This is a genomic window from Enterovibrio baiacu, from assembly GCF_004120195.1.
GTDB classification, from domain to species: Bacteria; Pseudomonadota; Gammaproteobacteria; order Enterobacterales; family Vibrionaceae; genus Enterovibrio; species Enterovibrio baiacui.
In genome coordinates this window covers 17,314-30,312 of sequence record NZ_SCHN01000024.1, presented here as the reverse complement: position 1 = coordinate 30,312, position 12,999 = coordinate 17,314, and the positions used below count along the sequence as shown (strand labels likewise).

At 49.9% G+C, this 12,999-nt stretch carries 11 protein-coding genes; 8 read left to right on the top strand and 3 right to left on the bottom strand.

The window, feature by feature from the left end:
- The 5 genes from EQP46_RS21270 to yjjX all read left to right on the top strand — a co-directional run bounded on the left by EQP46_RS21270 (position 1) and on the right by yjjX (position 4,842).
- Positions 1–1,656, top strand: a complete 1,656-nt coding sequence (locus EQP46_RS21270; RefSeq protein ID WP_129495547.1) for a GGDEF domain-containing protein — start codon at positions 1–3, stop codon at positions 1,654–1,656.
- 105 nt (positions 1,657–1,761) lie between these two features.
- A complete protein-coding gene (locus tag EQP46_RS21265) occupies positions 1,762–2,430 on the top strand; it encodes a spondin domain-containing protein (RefSeq protein ID WP_129495546.1) in 669 nt (222 codons plus the stop codon).
- A 13-nt stretch (positions 2,431–2,443) separates the two neighbouring features.
- Positions 2,444–3,106, top strand: a complete 663-nt coding sequence (locus EQP46_RS21260; protein WP_129495545.1) for a spondin domain-containing protein — start codon at positions 2,444–2,446, stop codon at positions 3,104–3,106.
- Positions 3,107–3,418: 312 nt separating this feature from the next.
- Positions 3,419–4,273, top strand: a complete 855-nt coding sequence (locus tag EQP46_RS21255) for a sterol desaturase family protein (protein WP_129495544.1) — start codon at positions 3,419–3,421, stop codon at positions 4,271–4,273.
- 32 nt (positions 4,274–4,305) lie between these two features.
- Positions 4,306–4,842 carry an inosine/xanthosine triphosphatase gene (gene yjjX / locus EQP46_RS21250; RefSeq protein WP_129495543.1) on the top strand — a complete coding sequence of 179 codons (537 nt, stop codon included), beginning with the start codon at positions 4,306–4,308 and terminating at the stop codon, positions 4,840–4,842.
- Positions 4,843–5,009: 167 nt separating this feature from the next.
- Here yjjX and trpR read toward each other — a convergent pair whose 3' ends face one another.
- On the bottom strand, positions 5,010–5,303 hold the full coding sequence (gene trpR / locus EQP46_RS21245) for a trp operon repressor (protein ID WP_017007852.1): 294 nt from the start codon (positions 5,301–5,303) through the stop codon (positions 5,010–5,012).
- 279 nt (positions 5,304–5,582) lie between these two features.
- Positions 5,583–7,568: a murein transglycosylase gene (gene sltY / locus EQP46_RS21240; RefSeq protein ID WP_129495542.1), complete on the bottom strand. Its 1,986-nt coding sequence runs from the start codon at positions 7,566–7,568 to the stop codon at positions 5,583–5,585.
- Positions 7,569–8,001: 433 nt separating this feature from the next.
- On the opposite strand from sltY, the gene ettA reads away from it, so the two are divergent.
- The 3 genes from ettA (at position 8,002) to EQP46_RS21225 (ending at position 11,357) form a co-directional block, all read left to right on the top strand.
- Positions 8,002–9,669, top strand: a complete 1,668-nt coding sequence (ettA, locus tag EQP46_RS21235; RefSeq protein WP_129495541.1) for an energy-dependent translational throttle protein EttA — start codon at positions 8,002–8,004, stop codon at positions 9,667–9,669.
- A 240-nt stretch (positions 9,670–9,909) separates the two neighbouring features.
- The gene (locus EQP46_RS21230; RefSeq protein WP_129495540.1) at positions 9,910–10,281 is read left to right on the top strand and encodes a PilZ domain-containing protein; all 372 of its coding nucleotides are present in this window, start codon (positions 9,910–9,912) and stop codon (positions 10,279–10,281) included.
- 44 nt (positions 10,282–10,325) lie between these two features.
- Positions 10,326–11,357, top strand: a complete 1,032-nt coding sequence (locus EQP46_RS21225) for a M23 family metallopeptidase (RefSeq protein ID WP_129495539.1) — start codon at positions 10,326–10,328, stop codon at positions 11,355–11,357.
- 73 nt (positions 11,358–11,430) lie between these two features.
- On the opposite strand, the gene radA is transcribed toward EQP46_RS21225, so the two are convergent.
- The gene (radA, locus tag EQP46_RS21220) at positions 11,431–12,810 is read right to left on the bottom strand and encodes a DNA repair protein RadA (RefSeq protein ID WP_129495538.1); all 1,380 of its coding nucleotides are present in this window, start codon (positions 12,808–12,810) and stop codon (positions 11,431–11,433) included.
- Between the last annotated feature and the right edge of the window lie 189 nt (positions 12,811–12,999).

Genomic DNA, 12,999 nt, shown 5'->3' with positions numbered 1-12,999 from the left:
ATGAAGCCGTCGCAAATAAAAAAATTCCAAGAACAACAAGACAAGTTCTCTAAAGGTGTCGCAACGCGCATTGATAGGATCACTGCGCTCTGGACTGCCATTCAAACCGCCGACGACAACCACTTTACAGAGCTGGAAGACTTGATCTTAGAAGCCCACAAGCTCGCAGGAACCGCGACGACCTTGGGCTTCGTCGACCTTGGTGAGCGAGGGCGAGACATAGAGATCCTGACGCGACCATTTTTAGAAAATCAGACGCTGCCCAAAGGCGATGCGGATCTTGAGTCCATCATTCAGTCATTGATGTATGTGAGCACCATAGAACCTAAGCGCCCTGAAGACATGACCTATGGGGAAGTGACGCTGCTGCATGAGCAAGGACGTACCAAGCAACTGGTTTACGTCGTGGCAGAGCGCGCTGAAGACACCAAAGATATGGTGGAGCAGCTTCAGTTTATTGATTACGAGGTCGTGTCGTTTGATTCTGCAGACACACTTAAACTGGCCTTAGACACCGAAGCTCCTTCGGTATTGATTGTCGATCTGCATGAATTTGACCTTCTTGATGACGTTACCAAAGTGTGGCGAAAAGCCAGTGGCATTCCCATGGTGGTGCTGAGTTCCTCTGAAAGCTGGGACAGCCGTTTAAACGCCGCCCAAGCAGGCGCATTTGCCTTCTTTCAAAAGCCGATTGAGTACGATGACATCCTCGAAGTGTTGGATAACCTTTGGGAAAGCAGCAACGCGCAATACCGCGTCCTGATTGTCGAAGATGAGCGTATGCTTGCTGAGCATTACTCCATCATCCTGCAAGGCGCAGGCATGAAAACACTCATTCTGGAAGACACCGAACACCTGCTGGATGAAATCGGCGAATTCAGCCCTGATTTGGTGTTGATGGATTTGTACATGCCAAACTGCTCGGGCGTGGAAGCCGCCTGCGTGATCCGCCAACACAAGTCTCACACCAATTTGCCTATCGTGTACCTTTCCGGTGAAACGGATTTAAAAACCCAGATGCAGGCGCTTCAAGTCGGGGCTGATGATTTCTTAACGAAACCGATCAACGATCTACACCTTACGCAAGCCGTCTCGATTCGTGCCAAGCGATTCCGCCAACTGAGCGCCTTGATGGACAGAGACAGCCTGACCGGTTTGCTCAATCACTCCAACTTGAAAGTGGCGCTCGACAGAGAATTGTCCCGTGCGCGACGACATCATTCGCAAGTCAGCTTTGTGATGATTGATATCGACCACTTTAAATCGGTGAATGACAAATACGGTCACCCCGTAGGCGACAAAGTCATCAAAGGCGTGGCGAGATTGCTCAACTATCGCTTCCGTAAAACCGATACCTGCGCCCGCTATGGCGGCGAAGAGTTTGCACTCATTTTGCCAGACACGCCTGCAGATATTGCGCTGCGATTGATCGATGAGTTTCGATTAACCTTCTCGAAAACGCCCTTTTCCAATGGCCCTGAAACATTTTACGCCACGCTGAGCGCGGGGGTTGCCACCTTCCCTGAATTTCAATCGATTGAATCCATCATTGAAGCGGCAGATTCCGCCTTGTATCTCGCCAAAGAAAAAGGGCGAAACCGCGTTGTCACCCATGTAGAGCTGGATGCGGACAAAGACGACGAGAAAAGCGCTTGAGAGATCACTAAGAGAAAGCTGTGAGAGTTTTGCAAGAATTTCGTGACTCTCTCGCCACTTTTACGCGCCATGCTGAGGATGTACCTCATCTGCATGGAGCTCAACATGAACAAACTACTCCTTGGCTTAGCGATTGGCGCTTCCCTTTCAGCCTCCGCTCACGCCGCCAATATCGAAGTCAGCATCACCAACGCCACTGACGGTATCTATTTCACGCCGCTTCTTGTCGCGACACACAGCGACGACGTCTACCTGTTCCGTTCAGGCGAAGCGGCGTCGTCCGAGCTTGAAAGCATGGCAGAAGGCGGGGATATTTCCGGCCTTGAGAGCATTGCGGCGAATGCTGGCGCCTCCGTCAGTGCAAACCCCGCTGAAGGCATTTTGAATCCCGGCGATTCCACCAGCACCACGCTGTATGCCGAGCACGGCGATGTCTTGTCTATCACGGCCATGTTACTCCCTTCCAACGACGCATTTATTGGCGTTGATAGCTGGAAAATCCCGAAGAAAAAAGGCACCTACGTCATCAAAGCGAACGGCTATGATGCAGGAACAGAAGCCAATGACGAGTTGGCTGGCAGTGTACCAACACCACCCTTTATCACCTTCGGTGCAAACGGCACGGGCGTGGACACCAGCGTTGCTAACGACAAAGTCCACATCCACCCCGGTAACCTTGGTGATACCGATCCACAAGGTGGCATCAGTGACTTTGACAGCACAGCACATCGTTGGTTAAACCCTGTCGCGCTGATCACTGTCACTGTGTATTAAGGGAGGGCTGACTATGTTTCGCTTATCCCTCGTTGGCCTGACGGCATTGATCCTTGCGGGCTGTCCGCTGCAAAAAGAGTACAAAGTGACGGTTGAAAACCTCACTGACGCGCAGCCTATGTCCCCGGTAACCCTTATTACACATAAGAAACAGTTCACCTTGTTCGAAACGGGCCAACCTGTTTCCGTCGCGTTGGAGAAATTAGCCGAAGGCGGTGATAACAGCGATGTACTGGCTTATGAAGACAATCGAAAGGTTGGAGAAACCTTCTCAGGTGACGGCGCATTGCCGCCGGGTGCATCAGAAGAATTCACGGTTTACGTGACGCGGAAGAACACACAGTTCTTGTCGGTCGCATCCATGTTGGTGAACACCAATGACGCCATCGTGGCTGAAACAGGAATCAACCTGAGAAAAATCAAACCGGGCCAAAGCATGTCATTTAACATCCCTGTTTGGGATGCGGGCACAGAAGCCAATGACGAAGTGGCATCCGCCATTCCCGGTCCTGCTGGAGGCGGTGAAGGCTTTAATGCAGAACGCGATGATGTCGATCGCATCCGTATCCACCCTGGTGTGTTGTCTGCAGATGATGGCTTAAGTGACTCTGCATTGTCATACCGTCATCGTTTTCTCAACCCGGGCGCAAAAGTCACGATTACTCGAGTGTGGTAGTTCGAGTAGCAGTGAACGCCAGATGTTTTCTCGCCTCCCAGCGAAACATCTGAGCGGTAATATCAGGTTTTCATCTAGCCGAGCCTGATGTTCAAACGCTCTCTCCCCTAATGGGGGGAGAGCGTTTTTTCTTGTCCAATGTGACCGCTCTGCGCCCAGTAAACCCAATGCGGTGCCATCCCGTAATGTTATACAGCGAAATGTGATAATCTGAATCTAGGGTCTGTTGACCTTTGATGCACCCTTTGGTGAGCAGTGTTGCCGCCATTTGTGGGGCTTTATTCAAGGCAGAAGCCATATCAAGGAGAGCGTGTGCTGAGCTACATCGAATCTCACGAAACGGTCTTTCGTTTGTTTTCTTTTTTCTCCATTTTCATTGTGATGGCGGCATTCGAGTGGCTTTTTCCCAAGCGCCTTCTTTCTATTAGCAAAGCCAAGCGCTGGCTGAATAACATTTCGTTGATGGTGTTTAACACTGTCGCATTGCGCATCGTCTTCCCCGTTGCCGCAGCTGGCTTTGCTGCATGGTGCCAATCCAACGGTATTGGCTTATTTCACGTCCTCGAACTTTCTCATGGCATAGCCGTGCTGCTCAGCATTGTCGCATTAGATGGGATCATTTGGTTCCAACACCGTCTGTTTCATACCGTGCCTTTGTTGTGGCGATTGCACGCGGTGCATCATGCCGACAGAGATTTAGATGTCACCTCTGGTGCACGATTTCATACCATCGAAATTTTGCTGTCCATGCTGATCAAGCTGGGGGCCATTGCGTTGCTTGGCGCCCCCGTCGTTGCAGTAATCCTGTTTGAAGTCATTCTTAGCGGGATGGCATTGTTTAATCACAGCAACGTTGCTTTGCCGCAACCGGTAGACAAATTCGTGCGATGGTTTGTTGTGACCCCCGATATGCACCGGGTGCATCACTCCATTCATCGTCACGAGTCAGATTCTAACTTTGGATTTAATCTGGCTATTTGGGATCGTCTGTTTAACACTTATCGCGCTCAGCCTGATGAAGGACACTATGGCATGACCATTGGCTTGTCCTACGTGCGAGAAGAAAAACATGTGGTCTGGCTATTTGGCCTACTCCGCATGCCTTTTGCGCGCAATAAAGCGCCATCTTCCGCACCGTCAAAAAAACCAAACAACTCCGCGCTTTAGCGATCATCACTACCTTTGGGAACACACTGTCCATGACTACCGTTATCGTCACCTCGCTAAACCCTGCAAAAATTGCAGCGGTAGAAACCGCGTTTCGCGCTGTCTTTCCAGAACAAAACATGACCTTTGAAGGCGTATCCGTTTCCAGCGGTGTGCCCGATCAGCCCATGACCAGCGAAGAGACCTTAGCGGGCGCACGCAATCGCGTAAGAAACGCGAAATTGATAGCTGAAGGGGATTTTTATGTGGGCGTGGAAGCTGGGCTAGACAACCCTTTCACCTTTGCGTGGATGGTAATTGAAAGCGCAAACATAGATGGAAAACACCGAACAGGCGAAGCCCGCTCGGCGTCTCTTCCCTTGCCACCCGCCGCCATTAAAGGCATTGAAGCAGGCAAAGAACTTGGCGATGTGATGGATGAGATGTTTAACGAGGAAAACGTAAAGCAAAAAGGCGGGGCCATCGGCATGCTCACCGGGCACTTGCTCACACGAAGCTCGGTGTACCATCAAGCCTTGGTGTTGGCCCTGATCCCGTTTATTCATCCGACGTTGTTTCCGGAGGAATAAGATTCGAGATTCGAGATTCGAGATTCGAGATTCGAGATTCGAGATTCGAGATTCGAGATTCGAGATTCGAAGAGAATGGGGCAAGTCGCTTCAGCGTCAAACTGTTTGCTCTGCCCTTATGCTTTTTCTCTTATCTCGAGTCTGCTCTTTCTCTCATCTGGCGATGGCTACTTCTTCAACAACTCTACCAGCCACGCTTTTTCCGATTCATCGAATTGCTTCAGCTCGTTCGAGCCGCGTGTGATGGTTGCGACGCCCACACCCAGCATTTGGCTAAGTTGACGCTGACTGATCTCGCCTTTCAATAACTCGTTAACGATGTTTACACGGGTAACAAGCGTGTCTCGCTCGTCTTGGGTAAGCAGCATCTTCAACAGTTTTTCTTCGTGGCCCGCGTCGATTGCGCGATGAATAAGAGTGAGAACTTCTTGCCAGTCTGAATACTCAGGTGTGTTTTCCATTGCTACCTCATGCATTGATGCCCATTACTTATACCCAAATCATGAGCATAATGGCTTTCACACAAACATTGTACGCACAGCAAGTGTGCCAACTCAAACATTCAATACCGCAAAAACACATTCACTCCCTAAATGTTTAAGGAATGATATTCCCTTGAAAACACACGGAGATCAGAAGGTGAAAAACGGTGTTGAGCGATAAAGAAAACGCCCGAACATTTCATTAAGTGCCCGTCAGTAGGGTTAACGGGGCGCTTTTCAAATGGCCGGGCATCTTTATCAGTATTGGAAACTTTGCTCGCCAGTGGTTAGGAATTGCATCGGTTGTCCAAGCAATTTGCTGTAGTAGATATCGTACATCAGCACGTTTTGGACATAACCACGGGTTTCCCTAAAGGGAATCGCTTCAATGAACAAAATGGCATCCAAGTTGCCATCAGAACGTTCCAGCCAGCGTGTCACGCGATGTGGGCCTGCATTGTAAGCGGCAAACGCCAAGATGCGGTTTTCATCGAAACGATCGAGCATCATGCTTAGGTAACCACTGCCAAGTCGAATGTTTACCCCTGGATCGCTCAACGTTTTCGTACCACGATAATTGAAGCCTAGCTTTTTCGAGGTCTCACGCGCCGTTGCTGGCATAAGCTGCATCAAACCGCGCGCACCCACGGGCGATACCGCATGGGTGTAAAACGCACTTTCCTGTCGTGATAACGCCAGCAATGTGGTGAGCGGCACCTGACGCTCTTTGCTGAAAAATTCGAACCACCAGCGATGAGCAACGGGGAAACGGTATTCCAAATGTCCCCACAATTTACCCGCAATCGTGGCTTGCACTGAAAGGTGGTACCACTTACGTTGAGACGCATAGGCCGCCAGCATGGCTTTTTGCTCTTGGGTCGCCCCGCTTAACAGATGGCTCCACTCTCGACGCGCAGCGGTGAGTTTGTCCAACGCTAGAAGCTCATCAACACGATCCAATGTCGACTGGAACGGCACGATTTTCTCGCTGTCCAGTGGCGTGTTCTGCTGAGGAATGGTGATTGACGCATTCAGGTGTGAAGCGGCAGCAACACTGTAAAAGTTGCGCTCACCCAGCATGGCAGCAAAACCTTTCTCTGCCGCAGCCTTGTTACCAAGTTCTAGCGCAACACGGGCCTTCCAGTACTGCCATTTCAGTTTGTCGGCTTCTTTGGCTGGCAGTTTACCAAGCCAAATGTTCACATCTTTCCAATCTGCTTTTTGCAATGAAACACGAATACGGCGATCGAGCAGCGACGGGTTTTGCGTGGTTTTCAGCTTGCTATCACGCCACTTAGCCAGCGTCTCATCGTCGGTGCTCATCAAGCGACTTGCCACAAAATCTGCCATTTCTTGGCGAACATGACGCGTGTAATGTTGCCCTTCCACGGTGCGCGTAAACTGCGCCACGGCGTCTTTGGAATCAATGCGCGCAAGGCGCTCAAACGCTAAACGCGTAAGGCGCTGATTAAACGGCGTTACTTTACTTTTCTTTGAGAAATCTGACACACCTTGAGGCTTGTCGTACAACGCTTGGATTTGTTCGCCGCGAGCTTTGGCTGATCCGGTCAATTGCTTGTTGAGATAGCGCATCAAAGCGACATTGCGCTTATCAAACACCAGCAGCATACGCTCCAAGATCAGGTCGTTATTTAATTTTCCATTCTCTTCAAGGAAGCTAAATAACGGGTCACAAGCGTTGTCGACCGACGAGCCAGAGAGGTAAAGCGATTTAGCGCCAGACAACGCAAGGGCTTTATCACCCGCCTGGCTATGGGCAAAATAGTATTGGCATTGGTAGCTCTCACCACGAGGCAAAGTTTTTTGATACGTCAGCAAAGTTTTCCACTGCCCTTTCGCCGCCAATGTGCTCAAGTACCTCGCGCGAATGGAGCGCGTGAACGGCAAGTCCGAATAGGTTTCTTCAAACTGTTGAACGTCTTTCATCGACGCTGAGTTCAACGAACGTGAAAAGCCGCGATAGTCCAGATACGGATAGAGCGGATAATCTGAAATACTGTTTTTAAGGCGCGTAAACTCCGCTACGTTATTGCCTTCAATGGCAGATATCGCGGATTCATAGCGTTCACGTTTTTCGTCTAGCGTTAAGGCATGCGACGACATCGAGACCATCGTCAGCGCCATTAAACTGGCAGGCAGCATTTTGGTTGAAAGCGAACAAGACAGCGCGCTGAGCGAATTAAAATAGGCGTTTGTAATTATTGATTTTTTTGTTGATAGCATTCCGTATGCTTCTCCAAGGCGCACCTGTTCATTTAGCTTATACCTAAACCGCGCAAAGATTCAGGTTTCACTGAGTTTAATTGTATCTGTGATCCAAGCCCTTTCTGGCGATGTCACGCCACAAAGTCAGACACCTTCATACCAAGGTCGTTAAGGGTATATACCAAACTGTCGGCACAAATGCCCTCATTTATCTGTTGCTGAATGCGTCAAAGTGAAGCGGTTAGCAGATTGAAGCGCATTGCCCTCGTGCCCCAATCACCCCGTATTTTTTGCCACACCCTGCTAGTTGGTAATCTCAATGCAAAAATGGTTCCCTTTTCATCGACATTCCTCAGGCTGTTTCAAGCTCGATTTACGTCTTTGATACCTGCAACTTCAGGGAGATTGGGATAGAATAAGCCTTTTATGTGACAAGAGAACGCGAGCAGAAATGGCTGAGTACGTTTATACCATGTCGCGCGTTGGCAAAATTGTGCCACCGAAGCGTCAGATCCTGAAAGACATCTCTCTGTGCTTTTTCCCTGGCGCCAAAATCGGCGTATTGGGTCTAAACGGCGCAGGTAAATCCACCCTTCTTCGCATCATGGCGGGTATCGATACCGATATCGAAGGTGAAGCACGTGCACAACCGGGCATCAAAGTGGGTTACCTTCCACAGGAACCTAAGCTTGATGAAGAAAAAACCGTTCGTGAAACCGTAGAAGAAGCGGTTGCGGATGTTGCGGGTGCACTTTCTCGTCTAGACGCGGTTTACGCGGCGTACGCAGAACCAGATGCAGACTTCGATGCTCTCGCAAAAGAGCAAGGCGAACTTGAAGCACTGATCCAAGCGAAAGACGGTCACAACCTTGATAACGCCCTTGAGCGCGCTGCTGATGCACTGCGTTTGCCAGAATGGGATGCGAAAATTAAGCACCTGTCTGGTGGTGAGCGTCGTCGTGTTGCTATTTGTCGTCTACTGCTAGAAAAACCTGACATGCTGCTTCTGGACGAACCAACGAACCACTTGGATGCAGAATCTGTGGGTTGGTTGGAGCGTTTCTTGGTGGATTACAACGGTACCGTTGTGGCTATCACGCACGACCGTTACTTCTTGGATAACGCTGCAGGCTGGATCCTTGAACTTGACCGTGGTGAAGGTATTCCATGGGAAGGTAACTACACCTCGTGGCTTGAGCAAAAAGACGCGCGTCTACAACAAGAATCGTCACAAGAAAGTGCACGTCAAAAGACCATCGAGAAAGAGCTTGAGTGGGTTCGTCAGAATCCTAAAGGTCGTCAGTCAAAATCTAAAGCACGTATGGCGCGCTTTGAAGAGCTGAACAACACCGAGCACCAACGCCGTAACGAGACCAACGAGCTGTTCATTCCGCCAGGTCTGCGTTTGGGTGACAAAGTTATCGAAATCAATAACCTGACCAAATCATTTGGTGATCGCGTGTTGATCGACGACTTATCATTCAGCGTGCCAAAAGGCGCGATCGTCGGCATCATCGGTGCCAACGGTGCGGGTAAATCTACCCTGTTCAAGATGTTGAGTGGTACTGAGCAACCAGACAGCGGCACCATCGAGCTGGGTGAAACCGTGCAATTGGCATCGGTTGAACAGTTCCGTGACAGCATGACGGACTCAAACACCGTATACCAAGAGATCTCTGAAGGTGCGGAAATCATCCGTATCCACAACTTTGAGCTTCCAGCACGTGCATACTGTTCGCGCTTCAACTTCAAAGGCAGCGATCAACAAAAACGTATCGGTGATTTGTCAGGTGGTGAGCGTAACCGTGTTCACTTGGCAAAACTGCTTAAATCAGGCGGCAACGTATTGCTACTGGATGAACCGACCAATGACTTGGACGTAGAAACCCTACGTGCATTGGAAGAAGCACTGCTGGAATTCCCAGGCTGTGCCATGGTTATCTCGCACGACCGTTGGTTCCTTGACCGTATCGCTACCCACATTCTTGATTACCGCGACGAAGGTAAAGTGAACTTCTTCGAAGGTAACTACAACGAATACAGCGAGTGGTTGAAGCAAACGCTGGGCGCACAAGCGGCCCAACCACACCGTATGAAGTACAAGCGTGTCACCAAGTAATATTGGGCATGATGTATAAAAAAGGGTCACCTCGGTGGCCCTTTTTCTTTTTGTTTCACAGTGAGATATAACAGATCCGTAACGCACCATTGAGCGTATTATCACTAACACGCGCCGCGCATCACGCTCGAGACAAGCAAGAGTAGAGTTATAGGTTTGTCTCACCTACACTGGTGTAAAGAGTTTCATAACATGGTGTAGCAAATCTGAGGACCATCGAACCTCCGAGGACATAAAATTATGGCAGAACGTCGCAAGTTTTCTCGCGTTGTATACCGAGCCACCGCCACCATGACCCAAGGCGATGATGCTTGGCAGACAAAGATTTTAGATTTATCACTAAAAGGCGCGCTGCTAGAAGCTCCAGCACACTGGCAAGTAGAAAACGCACAAGAATACAATGTGCACTTTCAACTCCATGAGTCAGAGATCAGCATTGATATGGATGTTGATGTGGTTCAAGAGGTTGATGGCCTGCTTTGCTGTAAAATCGTGCACATTGATATCGACAGTGCCAGCCATTTAAAACGCCTCGTTGAACTTAACGTTGGCAATGATGATTTACTTCATCGAGAATTAGCACAACTCACCGATATGAAAGATATCGTATAATCCTTTTTTGCTCGCTGCGCATACGTACATAAAGTAGTAGTCACATGCCACACAACATTCGAATTGCTGTTTCTCATGCTAATGGGTCGCGTCACTATGTGATGTCCCCTTGGCTTAAAAAAGCCCTTCTCATATTTTTGGTCGTTTTGATTACTGGCATTGCTTCCAGCATTGCGGCGATCTATTACCTGAACCATCGTTCAGAAACCGCCGAGCAGACCCTGCAAAACATGACGGAACAGAGCTCGGAGCTCGTAGGCCAACTCGAAACGCTCAAACAAAAGCGCCAACAGCTTGAACAGTTGATCAGCAACAAAGAAGAAGAATACGCGCAAACCATCGAAGACAAAGACAACCAACTGGATTACCTTACCAAACGCGTGTCGACGGTTGAAGAAGTACTTGGCCTTGAAAAAGAAGCGGACAACGATGCGCCGCTGGCCCAACGTTTGGATGTCGCAGCCATTAACTCTGCGGTTCGCTCCACCATGTTGCAGTTGATTCCAAGCGGTCAGCCGATTGAAAGCTATCGTCGCTCTTCTGGCTATGGCTCTCGCACCCACCCGGTGACAGGCAATAAGAAATTCCACCTTGGGCTCGATTTGACGGCAGACATTGGTACACCCGTTTATGCCCCGGCGGACGGCGTGGTGGAATACAAACGCCCGAGCCGTAAAAAAGGCTATGGCAACATGCTGAAAATTGACCATGCTTTTGGCTTTATGACGCTGTACGCCCACCTTGATAAATTCAATGTGAACACGGGTAACTTTGTCAAAAAAGGCGACTTGATTGGTTGGTCTGGCAACACGGGTCTATCAACAGGCCCTCACCTTCATTATGAAGTGCGCTTCCTTGGCCGTGCATTGGATCCAAGACGCTTCATTGCGTGGACGCCTGATAACTTCGAATCGCTGTTCGAGGAAGAGAAGAAGGTGAACTGGGCGAGCTTGGTGAAGATCATGGAAAACATGGTGGCCACTCAGGTTCAACTCGCCTCAGAGGTGTCTCCGCAGTTTGAGCGACAAGAAGACCAATTAGATGCGAAAGAAAACATGGTGACCGCATCAAAGTAGCCTTTACCGAGTAATAAGATCAAAAAAGGCATCCTTCAGGATGCCTTTTACGTTCACAGGCAACGGCGCGAGATTACTCGAACTCTTCCAGCACCGACAAAGCATCAGAAAGCTTGGTCACGCCATATACTTTCATGCCCGGAATGTCATTTTTCGGAGCGTTAGCAGCAGGAACAACGGCGCGTTTAAAGCCGTGCTTGGCTGCTTCCATCAAACGTTCTTGCCCGCTAGGAACAGGGCGAATTTCACCCGCCAAGCCCACTTCGCCAAATACCACCAAATCTTTTGGCAATGGGCGATCACGGAAGCTTGAGATCAGCGCCAGCAGCAAGGCCAGATCCGCACTGGTTTCTGTTACTTTCACGCCACCCACAACGTTCACAAACACATCTTGGTCAGACATTTGTAATCCGCCATGTTTGTGAAGCACGGCTAACAAGAGCGCCACACGGTTTTGTTCCAAGCCCACGGCCACGCGACGTGGGTTGGCCAGTTGGCTGTAATCCACCAGCGCTTGAAGTTCGACAAGCAATGGACGCGTGCCTTCCCAAAGCACCATGACAGAACTGCCAGATGTCGGATCTTCACCGCGGCTCAAGAAGATCGCAGAAGGGTTGCTCACTTCACGAAGCCCCTGCCCTGTCATAGCAAAGACACCCAGTTCGTTTACCGCACCAAAACGGTTTTTGTGGCTGCGCAATGTCCGAAAGCGACTGTCGCTTGAGCCGTCCAGCATGACTGAACAGTCGATACAGTGCTCCAGCACTTTAGGGCCAGCCAAGGTACCGTCTTTCGTTACATGGCCCACCATGAAGATGGCGACATTGTTTTGCTTTGCGTAGCGCGTGAGTGCGGCTGCAGATTCACGCACCTGCGCCACACTGCCCGGCGCAGACGCGATATCCGCGCAATGCATCACCTGAATGGAGTCAATCACCATCAGTTTCGGGCGTTCTTGGTGCGCAATCGTACAGATGCTTTCCACATTGGTTTCCGACAGCATCTTCAGGTTATCTTTCGGCAACCCCAATCGCTCTGCGCGCATCGCGACTTGTTGAAGCGATTCTTCACCCGTGACATAAAGCGTCGGCATTTGGCTCGCTAATCGACACATGGTTTGCAGCAATAAGGTACTTTTACCAGCGCCTGGGCTACCACCAATCAAAATGGCCGCCCCCGGCACAATACCGCCACCTAACACACGGTCGAGCTCTTTAAAGCCGCTGGAAAAACGCGGGACTTCCTGCAGATCAATGCTTTCGAGCGTTTGCACTTTGGCTTCTGTTGTTCCCGCATAACCTGCGTATTTTTCCGCACGGGCGACTTGCGGCGATGCAGCTAGCCTCACCTCGGTGATGGTATTCCACGCGCCACAAGCGGTGCATTGACCTTGCCAACGCGGATAATCTGCGCCGCAGTCGTTACAGACATAGGCTCGCTTTGTTTTCGCCATGGTTTCTCCCGATTGATATGTATTATCAATCCGTTGGTAAATTCAATTCATACAATGTATGTAAAACCGCCCAGCACATGAAACAAGTGCGACGGAAGACTAACTTCTGCGTTACTTACCGCGCGCCGTACGAAAAAAAGGTAAACTTTTCTGTCATGTGGCCGCTATGAATACAAAGATTCTACCAGA

Excerpts from the sequence above, each read along its gene's own strand:
- EQP46_RS21270 (WP_129495547.1), top strand. The coding sequence starts at position 1 with ATGAAGCCGTCGCAAATAAAAAAATTCCAAGAACAACAAGACAAGTTC.
- EQP46_RS21265 (WP_129495546.1), top strand. The coding sequence starts at position 1,762 with ATGAACAAACTACTCCTTGGCTTAGCGATTGGCGCTTCCCTTTCAGCC.
- EQP46_RS21260 (WP_129495545.1), top strand. The coding sequence starts at position 2,444 with ATGTTTCGCTTATCCCTCGTTGGCCTGACGGCATTGATCCTTGCGGGC.
- yjjX (WP_129495543.1), top strand. The coding sequence starts at position 4,306 with ATGACTACCGTTATCGTCACCTCGCTAAACCCTGCAAAAATTGCAGCG.
- trpR (WP_017007852.1), bottom strand. The coding sequence starts at position 5,303 with ATGGAAAACACACCTGAGTATTCAGACTGGCAAGAAGTTCTCACTCTT.
- sltY (WP_129495542.1), bottom strand. The coding sequence starts at position 7,568 with ATGCTATCAACAAAAAAATCAATAATTACAAACGCCTATTTTAATTCG.
- ettA (WP_129495541.1), top strand. The coding sequence starts at position 8,002 with ATGGCTGAGTACGTTTATACCATGTCGCGCGTTGGCAAAATTGTGCCA.
- EQP46_RS21230 (WP_129495540.1), top strand. The coding sequence starts at position 9,910 with ATGGCAGAACGTCGCAAGTTTTCTCGCGTTGTATACCGAGCCACCGCC.
- EQP46_RS21225 (WP_129495539.1), top strand. The coding sequence starts at position 10,326 with ATGCCACACAACATTCGAATTGCTGTTTCTCATGCTAATGGGTCGCGT.
- radA (WP_129495538.1), bottom strand. The coding sequence starts at position 12,810 with ATGGCGAAAACAAAGCGAGCCTATGTCTGTAACGACTGCGGCGCAGAT.